19 protein-coding genes are annotated in these 13,186 nt (G+C 66.4%); 10 read left to right on the top strand and 9 right to left on the bottom strand.

The genetic code is table 11. The annotated features are described in order from the left end of the window. The first annotated feature begins 55 nt into the window (after nucleotides 1-55). The 4 genes from GGR46_RS04670 to GGR46_RS04655 all read left to right on the top strand — a co-directional run bounded on the left by GGR46_RS04670 (nucleotide 56) and on the right by GGR46_RS04655 (nucleotide 2,353). Nucleotides 56-994: a hypothetical protein gene (locus GGR46_RS04670; RefSeq protein ID WP_183994996.1), complete on the top strand. Its 939-nt coding sequence runs from the start codon at nucleotides 56-58 to the stop codon at nucleotides 992-994. 112 nt (nucleotides 995-1,106) lie between these two features. After that, nucleotides 1,107-1,337 carry a hypothetical protein gene (locus GGR46_RS04665; RefSeq protein WP_183994994.1) on the top strand — a complete coding sequence of 77 codons (231 nt, stop codon included), beginning with the start codon at nucleotides 1,107-1,109 and terminating at the stop codon, nucleotides 1,335-1,337. Between the two features lie 4 nt (nucleotides 1,338-1,341). Beyond that, complete coding sequence (locus tag GGR46_RS04660) at nucleotides 1,342-1,866, top strand: gamma carbonic anhydrase family protein (protein WP_183994992.1); 525 nt, start codon at nucleotides 1,342-1,344, stop codon at nucleotides 1,864-1,866. A gap of 67 nt (nucleotides 1,867-1,933) precedes the next feature. Further along, nucleotides 1,934-2,353, top strand: a complete 420-nt coding sequence (locus GGR46_RS04655) for a hypothetical protein (RefSeq protein WP_183994990.1) — start codon at nucleotides 1,934-1,936, stop codon at nucleotides 2,351-2,353. Here the strand turns inward: GGR46_RS04655 and GGR46_RS04650 are convergent. Then, entirely contained in the window at nucleotides 2,350-2,517 is a 168-nt protein-coding gene (locus GGR46_RS04650; protein WP_183994988.1) for a hypothetical protein, read from the bottom strand. The two genes, GGR46_RS04655 and GGR46_RS04650, sit on opposite strands and share 4 nt — an antisense overlap. A gap of 180 nt (nucleotides 2,518-2,697) precedes the next feature. Between GGR46_RS04650 and GGR46_RS04645 the strand changes: the two genes are divergently transcribed. Continuing rightward, nucleotides 2,698-3,645 carry an NAD(P)H-dependent flavin oxidoreductase gene (locus GGR46_RS04645; protein ID WP_183994986.1) on the top strand — a complete coding sequence of 316 codons (948 nt, stop codon included), beginning with the start codon at nucleotides 2,698-2,700 and terminating at the stop codon, nucleotides 3,643-3,645. 184 nt (nucleotides 3,646-3,829) lie between these two features. Here GGR46_RS04645 and GGR46_RS04640 read toward each other — a convergent pair whose 3' ends face one another. After that, nucleotides 3,830-4,288 (bottom strand): DUF1465 family protein, encoded by a 459-nt coding sequence (locus GGR46_RS04640; protein WP_183994984.1) that lies wholly within the window; start codon nucleotides 4,286-4,288, stop codon nucleotides 3,830-3,832. 82 nt (nucleotides 4,289-4,370) lie between these two features. After that, entirely contained in the window at nucleotides 4,371-4,568 is a 198-nt protein-coding gene (locus tag GGR46_RS04635; RefSeq protein WP_183994982.1) for a YdcH family protein, read from the bottom strand. Nucleotides 4,569-4,739: 171 nt separating this feature from the next. Between GGR46_RS04635 and GGR46_RS04630 the strand changes: the two genes are divergently transcribed. Continuing rightward, nucleotides 4,740-4,898, top strand: a complete 159-nt coding sequence (locus GGR46_RS04630; protein WP_183996746.1) for a YdcH family protein — start codon at nucleotides 4,740-4,742, stop codon at nucleotides 4,896-4,898. A gap of 240 nt (nucleotides 4,899-5,138) precedes the next feature. Here GGR46_RS04630 and GGR46_RS04625 read toward each other — a convergent pair whose 3' ends face one another. From GGR46_RS04625 to GGR46_RS04610, 4 genes are all read right to left on the bottom strand, one after another. Next, nucleotides 5,139-5,513, bottom strand: coding sequence for a PilZ domain-containing protein (locus tag GGR46_RS04625; protein ID WP_183994980.1), 375 nt, complete (start codon nucleotides 5,511-5,513; stop codon nucleotides 5,139-5,141). Between the two features lie 136 nt (nucleotides 5,514-5,649). Then, nucleotides 5,650-6,117 (bottom strand): RNA polymerase-binding protein DksA, encoded by a 468-nt coding sequence (gene dksA, locus GGR46_RS04620; protein WP_183994978.1) that lies wholly within the window; start codon nucleotides 6,115-6,117, stop codon nucleotides 5,650-5,652. Between the two features lie 680 nt (nucleotides 6,118-6,797). Next, nucleotides 6,798-7,301: a hypothetical protein gene (locus tag GGR46_RS25290; protein ID WP_246425894.1), complete on the bottom strand. Its 504-nt coding sequence runs from the start codon at nucleotides 7,299-7,301 to the stop codon at nucleotides 6,798-6,800. Between the two features lie 298 nt (nucleotides 7,302-7,599). Then, on the bottom strand, nucleotides 7,600-8,010 hold the full coding sequence (locus GGR46_RS04610; RefSeq protein WP_343058002.1) for a host attachment family protein: 411 nt from the start codon (nucleotides 8,008-8,010) through the stop codon (nucleotides 7,600-7,602). Nucleotides 8,011-8,148: 138 nt separating this feature from the next. Here GGR46_RS04610 and serS point away from each other — a divergent pair, with 138 nt between their 5' ends. The 3 genes from serS to GGR46_RS04595 all read left to right on the top strand — a co-directional run bounded on the left by serS (nucleotide 8,149) and on the right by GGR46_RS04595 (nucleotide 11,625). Then, nucleotides 8,149-9,420, top strand: coding sequence for a serine--tRNA ligase (gene serS, locus GGR46_RS04605; protein WP_183994974.1), 1,272 nt, complete (start codon nucleotides 8,149-8,151; stop codon nucleotides 9,418-9,420). 88 nt (nucleotides 9,421-9,508) lie between these two features. Then, nucleotides 9,509-10,618: a M23 family metallopeptidase gene (locus GGR46_RS04600; protein WP_246425893.1), complete on the top strand. Its 1,110-nt coding sequence runs from the start codon at nucleotides 9,509-9,511 to the stop codon at nucleotides 10,616-10,618. Next, nucleotides 10,618-11,625 (top strand): potassium channel family protein, encoded by a 1,008-nt coding sequence (locus GGR46_RS04595; protein ID WP_183994972.1) that lies wholly within the window; start codon nucleotides 10,618-10,620, stop codon nucleotides 11,623-11,625. The genes GGR46_RS04600 and GGR46_RS04595 overlap by 1 nt, the downstream gene beginning before the upstream one ends. Here GGR46_RS04595 and GGR46_RS04590 read toward each other — a convergent pair. Beyond that, nucleotides 11,622-12,383 (bottom strand): AAC(3) family N-acetyltransferase, encoded by a 762-nt coding sequence (locus GGR46_RS04590; RefSeq protein ID WP_183994970.1) that lies wholly within the window; start codon nucleotides 12,381-12,383, stop codon nucleotides 11,622-11,624. The genes GGR46_RS04595 and GGR46_RS04590 overlap by 4 nt on opposite strands. Before the next feature lie 44 nt (nucleotides 12,384-12,427). On the opposite strand from GGR46_RS04590, the gene GGR46_RS04585 reads away from it, so the two are divergent. After that, nucleotides 12,428-12,775 (top strand): DMT family protein, encoded by a 348-nt coding sequence (locus tag GGR46_RS04585; RefSeq protein ID WP_183996742.1) that lies wholly within the window; start codon nucleotides 12,428-12,430, stop codon nucleotides 12,773-12,775. A 3-nt stretch (nucleotides 12,776-12,778) separates the two neighbouring features. Here the strand turns inward: GGR46_RS04585 and GGR46_RS04580 are convergent, their stop codons facing one another. After that, nucleotides 12,779-13,183, bottom strand: a complete 405-nt coding sequence (locus GGR46_RS04580; RefSeq protein ID WP_183994968.1) for a DUF1761 domain-containing protein — start codon at nucleotides 13,181-13,183, stop codon at nucleotides 12,779-12,781. Nucleotides 13,184-13,186: the final 3 nt, after the last annotated feature.

Raw genomic sequence — 13,186 nt, 5'->3', positions numbered from 1 at the left:
TGTGCGCGCTGGCGGTTTCTGTTAACCATATCGCCCGCGACTCAGGGGGGAAGGCGTGGCGATCATTCTGGTTTCGACCGGCGATGTGGCGGCGAGCGCGGCGAAGGCCGGCGTCGTTGCCGAGCCGATCAGCGCGGCGGCGATCTACTGGCCGGCCTGGATCCTGGTCGGCGGCGTGTTCCTCGCGCTGCTGATCGTGATCGGCATGCTCGGCTCGCTGAAGGCAGCGCTGCTCGCCAGGCCGAAGAAGCGCGACGAGGAATTCACCCGGATGCTCGCCCGGCAGGTGTGGAAGCACACCGCCACGGTGACCGACATATTCGCCCAGCGGCTGCGCCAGCCGCAGCGCGACGTGGTGACGCTGCGCGTGCTGCTCCGCCTGCTGCGCGAGGACATTGCCGGACCGGTCAACTTCATCGAGCAGATGCGCCCGCACGCCCCCGCCACCTGGCCGGATTACGAGCTGTTCGCCGCCTTCAACAATTGGGGCGGCCAGATCGCCGCGATGGAATCGCAGCTCGCCGACCTGCAGCAGATGCTGAGCTATCCCGCGGTCCGCGAGCCCGCCGATGCGCACGGCGACGCGATGCTCGTCCATTTCTACGCCACCGAGCAGGTGGCGATGGGCCAGACCGTGTCGACCCTGGGTAACCACGCCATCGCTGTGTGCGATGCAGCGAAGAAGGTGCTGAAGAAGGAGTCCGGCGGCTTCCGGTTCGGCTTGGGCGGGCAGGACGAGGACGGCGATCACGACCCTGGCTGCCCGGCTTGCGGGGCAAGCCAGCACAGCGTCTATGCCGGCGGCAACGCCCGCGACCTGCTGCCACTTCCCAACCCGCCCGAGAAGCCGAAGAAGAAGAAGGAAGAGGCCAGGCCGCCGGCCGCGCAACTCTGCTATTGCGCGACGCCCCAGCCCTGCCGCTGCCTGCCGGTTTCCTGCGGCTGCACGTGCAGCTGCAAGGCGGCAGAGGCCCCCGCGCCCGCCCATCACTGAACTCGTTTCGCCGACGACGGATCCTTGCGGCACTGCGGTAGACCGGAGGTACTCGGCATTGAACCGTTAACCCTCGCCCGGTACATCGCCTGGGGGATTTCGGGGTGGGTTGATGACCGAGTTTCTTGTCTTTGCTTATGCGATGCTGGCGATGTTCGTGATCCAGTCGATGGGTCGCAACAAGCGCGAGCAGCGTACCAATTCGCAGATGGTCACCATGGTCGGCTGGGGGCTGTTCTCGCTCTCCTCGACGCTGGCGCTGCTGCTCGGCACCGTCGCACTGGCCCTCGCCCTCGGCGCCAATATCCCCCTTCCCCAGGGCTTCGAAGCACCGCTATTCTGAGCGCATGCCGCTCTATGAATTCGCGGGGCACCGCCCCCTCCTCGCCGAAGACGCCTGGGTCGCGCCGAGCGCCGACCTGATCGGCGGCGTCCATCTCGCCGCGCTCGCCTCGGTCTGGTTCGGCGCGGTGATCCGCGCGGACAACACCCCGATCCTGGTCGGCGCGCGCTCGAACATCCAGGACGGGGCGATGCTCCATTCGGACCCCGGCGCCCCCTGCACGGTGGGCGAGGACGTCACCGTCGGCCATCACGCGATCCTGCACGGCTGCACGATCGGCAACCGCACGCTGATCGGCATGGGCGCGACGATCCTCAACCGCGCGGTGATCGGCGAGGACTGCCTGGTCGGCGCCGGCGCGCTGGTGACCGAAGGCAAGGAATTTCCCGCCGGCCATCTGATCGTCGGCTCGCCCGCCAAGGCGATCCGCCCGCTCGACGACATGCAGAAGGCGCTGCTCAAGGCCAGCGCCGCGCTCTACGCCGCCAAGCAGCGGGAATATGCCACCGGACTGAAGCGGATCGACTGACCGCTCGCCGAGCCGTCACATTGCCGGGCTAGCCCATATTCCCTTCGAGTCGGGCCGGGAGTTGGCGATGGGGTTGTTCGATTGGTTCAAGCGTCGCAGCAAGGCGCCGGTTGCAGCACCCGCACCCGTCGAACCGCCTGCCCCGGCCGCCCCCGCCGAGCCCGAGAGCCTCTGGCAGACCGGCGTGGATGCCGACCTTCTGTGGACGATCGATCCCGAGGGCAAGTGCCGGGCGACGCCGGTCGATGACCTGATGGCCGTCGCGATCGAGGCCAGCGATGGCGGACCGGACGGGCGCAGCGCCTGGTGGCTCTTCTACGGCGCGGACGAGGATGTCGCCTTCACCCTGCCGCTGGGCGCGAAAGGCGAAGGGACGATGGTCGAGCGGATCGCCGCACTGCCGGACTTCCGCCACGACATGTACGCCGCGGCGATCCGCTCCACCGATGTCGATACCTTCGTGATCTGGCAGCGGCCCTTCGACTAATTGTCGAGGCGCTTCGTCACTTCATACCCCGCCTTGCGCAGGGCCATCATCGCGGCGAGCGCCTGATAATGGCTCTCCTGCCCGACCTCGTAGAGCTTGCCGCTCTGCTCGGCGGCAGCCCGGATGGCGTCGCGGACGATGATGTAGACGTCATTGGTGACCATGCGGCTTCCCCCAGGACGGTTGGATCGCCCGAGAATGGGGATGCGCCCGACTCGCTTCAATGCCGGCCGGGCCGAGTCGGCCCTATCGCCCGGCCAGCGCGCCGACGAGCACCCCGCGCTGCCGTAGCGTCCCCCGCACCGGGCTGGACGGCCATTCCGGTTTCGCTACAAAACTGATCCATGGCTTTGCCTCCGCTCTTCGATCGCCTGCGCCTGCCCGTCATCGGGTCGCCGCTGTTCATCATCTCGGTGCCCGAACTGGTCATCGCCCAGTGCAAGGCGGGGATCGTCGGCTCGTTCCCGGCGCTGAACGCGCGGCCGGACACCAGGCTCGACGAATGGCTCCACCAGATCACCGAAGAGCTGGCCGCCTGGGACCGCGACAACCCGGACACGCCTTCGGCGCCCTTCGCGGTCAACCAGATCGTCCACCGCTCCAATCCGCGGCTCGAGCATGACGTGGCGGCCTGTGCCAAGTGGAAGGTGCCGATCGTGATCACCTCGCTCGGCGCCCGACCCGAGCTCAACGACGCCGTCCACAGCTGGGGTGGCATCACCCTGCACGACGTGATCGACGACCGCTTCGCCCACAAGGCGGTGGAGAAGGGCGCGGACGGCCTGATCCTCGTCGCCACCGGCGCCGGCGGCCATGCCGGGCGGCTGAGCCCCTTCGCGCTGGTCCAGGAAGTGCGCGAATGGTTCGACGGGCCGGTGATCCTGTCGGGCGCGATCGCCAATGGCCGCTCGGTACTGGCGGCCCAGGCGATGGGCGCCGATCTCGCCTATATCGGCTCGCCCTTCATCGCCACCGACGAGGCGAATGCGCAGCCCGAGTACAAGCAGGGCATTGTCGAGGGCTCGGCGGACGACATCGTCTATTCGAACCTCTTCACCGGGGTGCACGGCAATTACCTGAAGGCCTCGATCGTCAATGCCGGGCTCGATCCGGAGAACCTGCCGGAAAGCGATCCGAGCGCGATGAACTTCGGCGGGGCCAAAGCCTGGAAGGACATCTGGGGTTCGGGCCAGGGCATCGGCGCCGTCCATGCGGTCGAGCCGGCCGCGGTAAAGATCGAGCGGATGAAGGCGGAGTACGCCGCGGCGAAGGCGGGGTTGTGCGGGGGCTGAGCTCAACTCCCCCTCCCTGCAAGGGAGGGTTAGGGATGGGTAAGAAAAGGTCGGGCTCGATGCCCGGCCTTTTCTTTTACAGCCAGCCGAGAAGTTGGGCTCGCCACGCTCGCAACCCACTCCCAACACCTCCCTTGCAGGAAAGGGAGCAAGAAGAAGCCGTCGTTCAAGAAGGCTCAGTTACTCAGAAAGCCGCGGCCAGCCGGTCCATCATGCTGCGCGCCGGGCTCTCGATCGCCACTTCCTCGTCGAGCGACTCGTCGAGCCGGGCGACGCGGCGATACAGGTCGATGCTGGTGTTGATGATCGACACCGCCTGGGGCGGCATCGCGTCGAGCAGTGCTTCCCCGGTCTCAGGCGCGTCGCCCAGCCGGCGTGACGGCATCAGCGCGTCGCCGGGGTTGAGCTCGCCGGCGTCCACCGCGCGCTGGGTCAGCAGCCAGGCGATGATGTGCATCAGCCGCGTCGTCACCTTGAGCGACTCGCAGGAGAAGGCGACCCGGTTGAGCGCCTCCAGCGCCTCGCGCTCGTTGCGGCCCAGTTCATCGAAATAACCCCGGGCCTCGTCGGCCAGGAGCATCGCCTCGACATAGAGCGAGTCGATCAGCTTGCGATGAATGCGCGCAGTGCCCTGAATCCCCATGCGAACAACGCTGCCACAGCCCGCATGGTAACGAAATGCTTAATTTCGCGGTGATTTCGTCCCGATCCGAAGCAGCGGCGAATCAGGCGATGATGTCGGGGATCAACTGGTCCTCGAGCTGCGCGATCTCGTCGCGCAGCATGAGCTTGCGCTTCTTGAGTCGCGCGACCTGGAGCTGGTCGGACGTGCCGGTGGCGAGCAGCGCATCGATCGCCGCGTCGAGATCGCGATGCTCGGTCCGCACCGTCTCGAGCCGCCGCACAATCTCCGTATCGTACATTCGCGAACGCCCCCGTACTGCCCCCTTCCCTGCACCAGCCCGAGAGGCTCCGCAACGGGTCATCGCGCGAATTCCGCAAACCGCCGATTAGGCAAGATTCCCCCGCGACAAAGCTGTGGAAAAGTGATCTATTCGCAGGTTCCGGCCACCCCGATGAAGGAGACTGCTTCGATGCAGAACGCGCATTTCTCGGCTCTATCGGCCAAGCACTCCGTGCTCGACCAGCGTATCGCCGCCGAATCGCAAAGGCCCCAGCCGGACCAGCTGGTCCTGGCGTCCCTGAAGAAGCAGAAGCTTCGAATCAAGGAAGAGATGGCGCGCCCCTCCTAGGCAGCGCCGCGCATACAGGGGTGTGGCCCATGCCGCACCCCGACAGCGCGTGATCATCGGAAAGTTAGTCCCAGCGGCGAGTCTCTACTCCCCCGTCATTCCCGCGAAGGCGGGAATCCAGGGCAGTTCGGGCACGACCGGAAACGGCATGGCGCGCCGCATCCACAGCGCATCTGGCTCTGGATCCCCGCCTTCGCGGGGATGACGAGCCATAAAATGACGAAAGCGCCCGGAGCCGACTCAGCGGCGGGTGAAGATCGGCTTCACGAAGACCGGCGTGTGCGTGCCGCCGCCCACCGGCTTGCGGGCCAGCATCGGATCGATCGGCGTGTCGAAGGCGATGCCCACACGGCCATCGGTCGCCCAGGCGATTCGCCCGCTCACCCAGCCAACGCCGCGCACTTCGATCTGCACCGCCGTGCCGCGATCGACCGGCTGGGCATATTCGGCCATCAGCCCGCCCGAGGAGAGGTTGCGCACCCGCACCTGCTCGTCCGGGCGGCCCGCCACACGGAACTGCGCGGCGAGCATCAGGCTGTCGCGCGAACCCGTACGCTGGCTGGCGAAATCGTCCGCCGAAAGCGTCGTGAGAGGGTCTAAGGAGAACTGGTCCATCGTATCGCTCGAAACGCCAAGTGGTTACGCGCGGAGAATAGACCAGCAAACCTTGCCGAAAGTGTAAACAAAAGACGAAAATGTGCCTTCGCGACTGTCCCGCGAAGGCACAAAAAAGGAGGCCCTGAGCCCCCTGCTATTCGTCCCGCGACACCTTCTCGTTGCGCTCGTGACGCTCCTGCGCCTCGAGGGTCATCGTCGCAATCGGACGCGCCTCGAGCCGGCCGAGGCTGATCGGCTCGCCGGTCACCTCGCAATAGCCATACTCGCCATCCTCGATACGGCGCAGCGCGGCGTCGATCTTCGAGATCAGCTTGCGCTGGCGATCGCGCGTCCGCAGCTCGATCGACCAGTCCGTCTCGCTCGAAGCGCGATCGGTGAGATCTGCCTCGCGCAGCGAGTCGGTCTGCAGCTGGTTGAGCGTTCCCGCGGCCTCACGGAAGATATCGTCCTTCCACGTGTGCAGCTTGTTGCGGAAATATTCCAGCTGACGCGGGTTCATGAAGGGTTCGTCGTTGCTCGGCCGATAGCCGTCGTCGCCGTCATTTGCGGCGGAAGGAACGCGTTTACCCGGTTCGTCGAAGCGATCCAAAACAGTAGCCATCCCCACTCTCCACTCCGGTCCCGCTGAGGCCCGAGCCGTACGGTGACCGTTTGCCCTGCGCGGCCCTATACTTACGCGCGAAGGCGTTAACAAGCGCGCCGTTGTTTTAATCCACAGGTGTAATAGCCCGTAAATGGGGGGAAATTAGCGGCGGCTGAACCGGCACCCCTCGCCACGAAAATTAACCGCAAATGTTCACGAACGGATTACCAAGAACCCCCGCATTCGTACCGAAGTAGAACATTAACCATCACGGCAGAAATCGGCGGGCGGAAAAACGCCCTCAAATATGGTTAAGGGCCGTTAATGGCATTGCACTTAACAATTTGTTTTGCACTTTTCGCGCATTGACGGGCGTGAAGCTGCTGACGGTCCTGTGAGGAGCGCACGCCAGCAACGGGAAGAGTGGGGACAATGTCGGTTCGCATGGCCTTGGCTAAACTGTGCGCCTGCACTTGCGGGGGCGCGGTGATTGGCGGCGGTGGCGTATATGTCACCGAACGCATCCAGCAGCCGCGCGTGGTGAAGCACGTGACTGTCGCGAAGAAGCGCGTCGTCAAGCGGACGGTCGCCCGCCCCGTGAAGCGAGTCGTCAAGCGCACGGTCACCACCACGACCCAGGGCCAGCCCCAGGTCGTCGTCGTCACTGCGCAGGGCGCCCCGATTCCGACGCCCCCGCCCTATGGCGAGATGCCGGTCGTATTCTCGAGCAGCAGCGGTTCGTCGTCCTCGGGCGTGATCGGCGGCTCGGGCGGCGGTGGCTTCATGGGCGGCTTCTTCGCCGGCGGCTTCTTTGGCGGCTCTTCCTCGGGCAGCAGCAGCGGCTCGAGTGGCATCAACATCGAGATCTCGTCGTCCAACTCGTCCTCGTCGGGCGGCTCGACCTCCACCTCCACCGGCGGTTCGTCGACTTCGACGGGCGGTTCCTCGACGTCCACTTCGACCGGCGGCTCGTCGACCTCGACCTCTTCGGGCGAGATCAGCTCGACCTCGTCGACTTCGACCTCGAGCGGCGAAGTCAGCTCGACGTCCTCGTCGAGCGGCGACGTCTCGACCTCGACCAGTTCCTCGACCAGCTCCAGCGGCGATGTCTCGACCTCGTCGTCGAACAGCTCCTCGACCAGCTCGTCCAACTCATCGTCGACCTCGTCCTCGTCGAACGGATCGAGCAGCCACTGGAGCAATTCGAGCGGCTGGGGTTCGAGCGGCTGGCACGGTTCGAGTAGCCATGGCAGCAGCGGCTGCGGCCACGGTTGCGGCAGCAGCTCGGGTGGCCCCGCGCCGGTCCCGGCCCCGCCGATGATCCTCCTCTTCGGCGGCGCCGCCGCCGCGCTCGTCGCCCGCAAGCGGTTTGCCAAGAAGAAGTCGGACGACTCGGCCGAGGCCTAAATGTCATCCCGGCGAAAGCCGGGATTTCGTGAGACTCCTTTCCCGCGCCATCGCCTAAAATCCCGGCTTTCGCCGGAGTGACGAATGATTTGATTATTCCGCCTTCGCCAGCGCCTGCTCGATCTCCGATACCGGGTGCCCGGTCAGGTCCTTGGCGATCTCCGCCTTCAGGCGGTCGCTCACTTCCTTGTGATAGTGCTTGCGCAGCTCGCCCAGCGTCCTGGGCGGGGCGATGATGATCAGCGACTCGAAGTCCTGGCGCAGCGCGCGTTCCTTGAGCAGCGCGGCGGTCTCGGCGGCGAAGCGGTCCTCCTCGAGCTGGTGGAAGTCGACTTCCTCCATGTTGCCGCCGCCCCATTGGGCGCCCGCGGTCCGTGTGCCCATCGCGCCGCCGGCGAGGTCGGTCGCCTGGTCGTGATGGGCGGGATTGTGCCTGTCGACCACCTTCCTCTCGACCTGCAGGTTCGGCGCCCAGGCGTCGCCGGCGTTCCTCAGGAACAGCATCTTGCGCCATCGGCGACCACGACGACCGTATCGTGCGGAACCTGCATATCCATTCTCCTTGTTTTCGTGCCTGATCCCTAAACGCCGCCCGACGCGGCAGGGTTGCGCCCGAAACGGAGCGCGGTCATACGCCCGGGCATGCACGATATCCGCGCCATCCGAGAGAACCCCACCGCCTTTGACGCTGGCCTGGCCAAGCGTGGGCTGGAACCCCAGGCTGAAGCGCTGGTCGCGCTCGACGAGAAGCGCCGCGCGCTGATCACCGAGGCGCAGGCGGTGCAGACACGTCGCAACGAAGCCTCGAAGGCGATCGGCGCGGCCAAGGCCCGCCGCGACGACCCGACCGACCTGATGGCCGAGGTCGCCGCACTCAAGGAGCGGATGCCGGAGATCGATGCCGAGGAGAAGGCCGTCGGCGCCGAGCTGACGACGCTGCTGGCAGCGATCCCGAACCTTCCACTCGCCGACGTCCCCACGGGCGCGGACGAGGAGGACAATGTCGTCATGGCGACGGAGGGCGAGCCGACCCAGCTCGGCTTCGAGGCGAAGGAGCACGACGCGTTCGGCCCCGCACTCGGCCTGGATTTCGAAACCGGCGCGCTGCTTTCGGGCACGCGCTTCACGCTGGTGCGCGGCGCCGCCGCCAAGCTGCACCGCGCGCTCGGCCAGTTCATGCTCGATACGCTCGAGGCGCATGGCTATGAGCAGGCGATCCCGCCGCTGCTCGTCCGCTCCGAGACGATGTTCGGCACGGGCCAGCTGCCCAAGTTCGCCGAGGACAGCTTCCAGACCACCGATGGCCGCTGGCTGATCCCTACGGCGGAAGTGAGCCTGACCAACATCGTGCGCGAGCAGATCCTCGCCGAGCAGGCGCTGCCGCTGCGCTTCGCCGCGCTCACCGCCTGCTTCCGTTCGGAAGCCGGCTCGGCGGGCCGCGACACGCGCGGCTTCATCCGCCAGCACCAGTTCGAGAAGGTCGAGATGGTCTCGATCACCACGCCCGAGCAGAGCGAAGCCGAGCACGAGCGCATGACCCAGTGCGCCGAGGGCATCCTCACCGCGCTCGGCCTGCCGTTCCGCCGCATGAAGCTGTGCAGCGGCGACATGGGCTTCACTGCGGCGCGCACCTATGACCTCGAAGTGTGGCTGCCGGGCCAGGCGCGCTACCGCGAAATCTCGTCCTGCTCGACCTGTGGCGACTTTCAGGCACGCCGGATGAACGCGCGCTATCGCCCGGAAGGCGAGAAGGGCACGCGCTTCGTCCATACGCTCAACGGCTCGGGCCTAGCTGTGGGCCGCACGCTCGTCGCGGTGCTGGAGAATTACCAGCAGGAAGACGGTTCGGTGGCTATCCCCGAGGTGCTCAAGCCGTATCTCAAGGGCCTGGAGCGGCTCAAGCCGGCGGCCTGAAAAACGCCTCCGCATTCAGACGTACCTGACGCGCCGGGAAATGCGCGTTATGGTACGGTCTAGTTTGGTTAATTCGGGGGTCGTTTCGATGGCGGTTAAGCGGATGGCGCCGGTGGCGCTGCTGTTGCTGGCCGCCTGTATTCCGCAGCGCGGCGGAGCCTATGACGATCCCGGCTATCGCGCGCCGCCGCGCGAGCGCCAGGACCGCCATCCCGAGCCGCAGCAAGAGCGCTGGGAGCGCCCCGCGCTCGGCAACGAGCAGGACGTCCGCCGCCTCCCCGCCCCGCCCAATGCCTGGCAGTCGCGCAAGGTGCAGGCCGATTCGCGCGTCATCGCCGGCACCAGCTACACCGTGAAGCCCGGGGACTCGCTGCGCTCGATCTCGGCCAGGACCGGCGCCGGATCGGAAGCGATCGCCCGCGCCAACGACATCCCCCCGCCCTTCGTGATCCGCGTCGGCCAGAAGCTGACCATTCCCGGCGGGCGCTATCACCTGGTCCGCGACGGCGAGACTGGCATCGCGATCGCGGTAGCCTATGGCGTCGACTGGTCGAGAATCATCGCGGTCAACGAGCTGCAGGAGCCCTATATCCTGCGCACCGGCCAGCGGCTGCTGATCCCGGACACCGCGGCTCCCAATGGCCGTCCCGAGACGATCGAGCAGCGCGCGGCACGCTTCCACCTCGATCTCGACGTGGACGACATCGTCACCGGCGGCCAGCCCGCCATCGCCGAGAAGGCCAAGCCGGCCGCACCGACCGCGTCCTCGGCGCGCGTCCTTTCGCCGACCACGCCGGTGGCGGCACCCGCGCGCCTCGCCGGCGGCTTCCAATGGCCGCTGCGGGGCAATGTGGTGAAGCGCTTCGGCCCCGGCGCATCGGGCGAGCGCAACGACGGCATCAAGATCGCGACTCCGCTCGACACGCCGGTGCTGGCGGCGGCAGACGGCGTGGTTGCCTATGTCGGTTCGGACATTCCGGCGCTGGGCGGGCTCGTGATCATTCGGCATGGCGATGGCTGGACGACCGTGTATGGTCATGCCGGCCAGCTGCTGGTGCAGCGCGGCCAGGCAGTGAAGAAAGGCCAGATGATCGCGCTCTCCGGCAATTCGGGCTTTGCGGACCGCCCCGAGCTCCATTTCGAGATTCGCCAGGGTCGCCTGCCCGTAGATCCGCTGCCGAGACTGCCCGCGCGCTGATGGCGCTGAAGCCGCCCGCCACACTCAAACGCAAGTCGAGCATGCCCGTCTGGGCATCGATCGGCTGGCGGGTGCTGGCGGTGATTGCCCTCCTCGCCCTGGCGGTGGGCGTCCACTGGATCGAGCGTGACGGGCTGAAGGACACGGCCGACGGCCATGTCAGCTTCCTCGACATCCTCTATTTCACGTCGATCTCGGTGACGACCACCGGCTATGGCGACATCGTGCCGGTGAGCAATTCGGCGCGGATGTTCGACGCGTTCATCGTCACCCCGATCCGCGTGTTCGTGGTGCTGCTCTTCATCGGCACCGCCTATAATTTCGTGCTCAAGCGCACCTGGGACAAATGGCGTATGGCAATGATCCAGCGGACCCTCGCCGGCCACATCATCGTGGCGGGATATGGCACCACCGGCTCGGAAACGGTCGACGAGCTGATCGCACGCGGTCGCAATCCGGGCACCATCGTGGTGATCGACCAGAGCGAGGCCAATATCGCCCGCGCCAAGGAGTGCGGCTGCATCGTGCTCCAGGCCGATGCGACGCGCGACCAGGTGCTCAAGGACGTCCACATCATGAGCGCCGAGTCGATGATCGTCTGCGCCGGACGCGACGATACCTCAATCCTGATCACGCTGACCGCGCGGCATCTGGCGCCGAGCGTGCCGATCAGCGTGATCGTCCGCAACGAGGACAATGAGCTCCCGGCGCGCGCGGCGGGCGCCACCACGGTGGTCAATCCGGTGAGCTTTGCCGGGCTGCTGCTCGCCAGCTCTTGCCAGGGCCCGCATCTGGCCGATTACCTGACCGACCTCGCCTCGATCCATGGCGAGGTGGAACTGTCCGAACGCAAGGTCCGCCCGGAGGAGATCGGGCATCCCCTGTCGGCAATCGCCACCGGCCTCGGCGTGCGAATCTATCGCGGCGGCGTGCCCCATGGCCACAAGACGCCCGAGGCGCAGGCCCTGATGGCGGGCGACACGATCCTGGAGATCGTCACAGGCTAGAGGCTCTCCCGTGCCTCGTCGCATTCCTCACAGCCCTCCTCGGGGCCGTGAAGGAAGACCAACGGATCCTGGCGCACCCTCTCCGCCGCGACCCGTACCAGCGCTTCCGCATCCATCAACCGGGCCTCGGCGTGGCCGACCTGCCCCTTGCGCTGCAGCCCCTCCGCGCGCAGCCAGTCGTCGGCGAGCTCGAACTTCTCACAGCAGCTGTCGTTCTCGCCATAATGGACCTCCCGTCCCTCGGCATCGACATAGTGGAAATCGCTGCGATAGGGCGCGCCACCGACCAGCTCGGCGAGATGGAGCATGGTGTTGGCGTGATGCGTGACGCCGAGCAGCAGCACCTGCCCGCCCAGTGCCCGGATCCGGTCGATCGCGCTTTCCGGCGCAGCAGGTGGCAGCACGAAGGGGCCGCCGGTGATCCACGCTGCCTTGGGTCCGCGCGCCGCCACGGCATCGAAATGCGGGCTACGCACCACGTCCGGCATGCGCCAGAACAGGTCGGCGACCACGCCCAGATCATTGCGATTGGCGGTGGTCGCCGGATCGAAGGCGACATCGTCGTCGCCGGTCGCCGAGGGCATGGCGAGCGTGCCCTCCGGCCCCAGCGCCTCGACCAGCGACGCGATCAGCCCTTCCGGACCACCCTCGACCGGGCGGACAGCGCGGTAGCTGATATGGACGAGCAGCACCCCGCCCTCGCGCACGCCCAACGCACGCAGCTGTTCGACCAGCCCGTCTCTCGAGATCATCTCCATCTTGACCTTGATGCCATCCCGGCCAAGGTCGCGCCATGTCCGAGATGCTCTTCGCCCGCCTCGTCCCGATCCTGCTGCTGATCGGCTCGAACGTCTTCATGACCATCGCCTGGTACGGACACCTGAAGTTCAAGAGCGCACCGCTACTGCTCGTCATCCTCGCGAGCTGGAGCATCGCACTGGTCGAATATTGCCTGGCGGTACCGGCCAATCGCTGGGGCAGCGCGGTCTATTCGGCGGCGCAGCTCAAGGCGATGCAGGAGGTGATCACCCTCACCGTCTTCGTCGGCTTCTCGATCCTCTATCTGGGCCAGAAGATCACGATCAACCACCTGATTGGCTTCGGCCTGATCGCGGCAGGCGCCTGGTTCATCTTCAAGGCCCCCGCCTGACGATCAGACGAGCAGTCCGAAGATCGCACCCATCACCAAGTACATCACGACCCAGTATCCCGCATCGATCAGGAACAGCGCACGCGGCAGGCGCGAGAACAGATAGTTCACGCCGACCGAGGTCGCGATGAAGCCCACCCCGACGATGCCGGCGATCACCAACGAATGGTGGAGCCCGACCGGCGTGTCATAGGTGTTGTACAGATGATCGAGCGCGAGGGCGGCGACCAGGTTCAGCGCGAAGGTGGTACCGAAGATCTTGCCCATGTTCGCGCCGACCTTGAGCTCTTCCTCGCTCAGCCCGCGTGCCTGCATCCAGGCCTTGCCGAACAGCGGCCCGTACCAGATGCCGCCCACCACGAACCCGGCCACCGCCGCGGCGAGGATCGCCAGCCAGTGTATCTGCATCTT

It is taken from the genome of Sphingomonas kyeonggiensis (assembly GCF_014196745.1).
GTDB classification, from domain to species: Bacteria; Pseudomonadota; Alphaproteobacteria; order Sphingomonadales; family Sphingomonadaceae; genus Sphingomonas; species Sphingomonas kyeonggiensis.
The sequence above is the reverse complement of the archived record's forward strand: the minus strand, read 5'-3'. Positions and strand labels throughout refer to the sequence as shown.

Excerpts from the sequence above, each read along its gene's own strand:
- GGR46_RS04665 (WP_183994994.1), top strand. The coding sequence starts at position 1,107 with ATGACCGAGTTTCTTGTCTTTGCTTATGCGATGCTGGCGATGTTCGTG.
- GGR46_RS04660 (WP_183994992.1), top strand. The coding sequence starts at position 1,342 with ATGCCGCTCTATGAATTCGCGGGGCACCGCCCCCTCCTCGCCGAAGAC.
- GGR46_RS04655 (WP_183994990.1), top strand. The coding sequence starts at position 1,934 with ATGGGGTTGTTCGATTGGTTCAAGCGTCGCAGCAAGGCGCCGGTTGCA.
- GGR46_RS04650 (WP_183994988.1), bottom strand. The coding sequence starts at position 2,517 with ATGGTCACCAATGACGTCTACATCATCGTCCGCGACGCCATCCGGGCT.
- GGR46_RS04645 (WP_183994986.1), top strand. The coding sequence starts at position 2,698 with ATGGCTTTGCCTCCGCTCTTCGATCGCCTGCGCCTGCCCGTCATCGGG.
- GGR46_RS04640 (WP_183994984.1), bottom strand. The coding sequence starts at position 4,288 with ATGGGGATTCAGGGCACTGCGCGCATTCATCGCAAGCTGATCGACTCG.
- GGR46_RS04635 (WP_183994982.1), bottom strand. The coding sequence starts at position 4,568 with ATGTACGATACGGAGATTGTGCGGCGGCTCGAGACGGTGCGGACCGAG.
- GGR46_RS04630 (WP_183996746.1), top strand. The coding sequence starts at position 4,740 with ATGCAGAACGCGCATTTCTCGGCTCTATCGGCCAAGCACTCCGTGCTC.
- GGR46_RS04625 (WP_183994980.1), bottom strand. The coding sequence starts at position 5,513 with ATGGACCAGTTCTCCTTAGACCCTCTCACGACGCTTTCGGCGGACGAT.
- dksA (WP_183994978.1), bottom strand. The coding sequence starts at position 6,117 with ATGGCTACTGTTTTGGATCGCTTCGACGAACCGGGTAAACGCGTTCCT.
- GGR46_RS04610 (WP_343058002.1), bottom strand. The coding sequence starts at position 8,010 with ATGCTGTTCCTGAGGAACGCCGGCGACGCCTGGGCGCCGAACCTGCAG.
- serS (WP_183994974.1), top strand. The coding sequence starts at position 8,149 with ATGCACGATATCCGCGCCATCCGAGAGAACCCCACCGCCTTTGACGCT.
- GGR46_RS04600 (WP_246425893.1), top strand. The coding sequence starts at position 9,509 with ATGGCGGTTAAGCGGATGGCGCCGGTGGCGCTGCTGTTGCTGGCCGCC.
- GGR46_RS04595 (WP_183994972.1), top strand. The coding sequence starts at position 10,618 with ATGGCGCTGAAGCCGCCCGCCACACTCAAACGCAAGTCGAGCATGCCC.
- GGR46_RS04590 (WP_183994970.1), bottom strand. The coding sequence starts at position 12,383 with ATGGAGATGATCTCGAGAGACGGGCTGGTCGAACAGCTGCGTGCGTTG.
- GGR46_RS04585 (WP_183996742.1), top strand. The coding sequence starts at position 12,428 with ATGCTCTTCGCCCGCCTCGTCCCGATCCTGCTGCTGATCGGCTCGAAC.
- GGR46_RS04580 (WP_183994968.1), bottom strand. The coding sequence starts at position 13,183 with ATGCAGATACACTGGCTGGCGATCCTCGCCGCGGCGGTGGCCGGGTTC.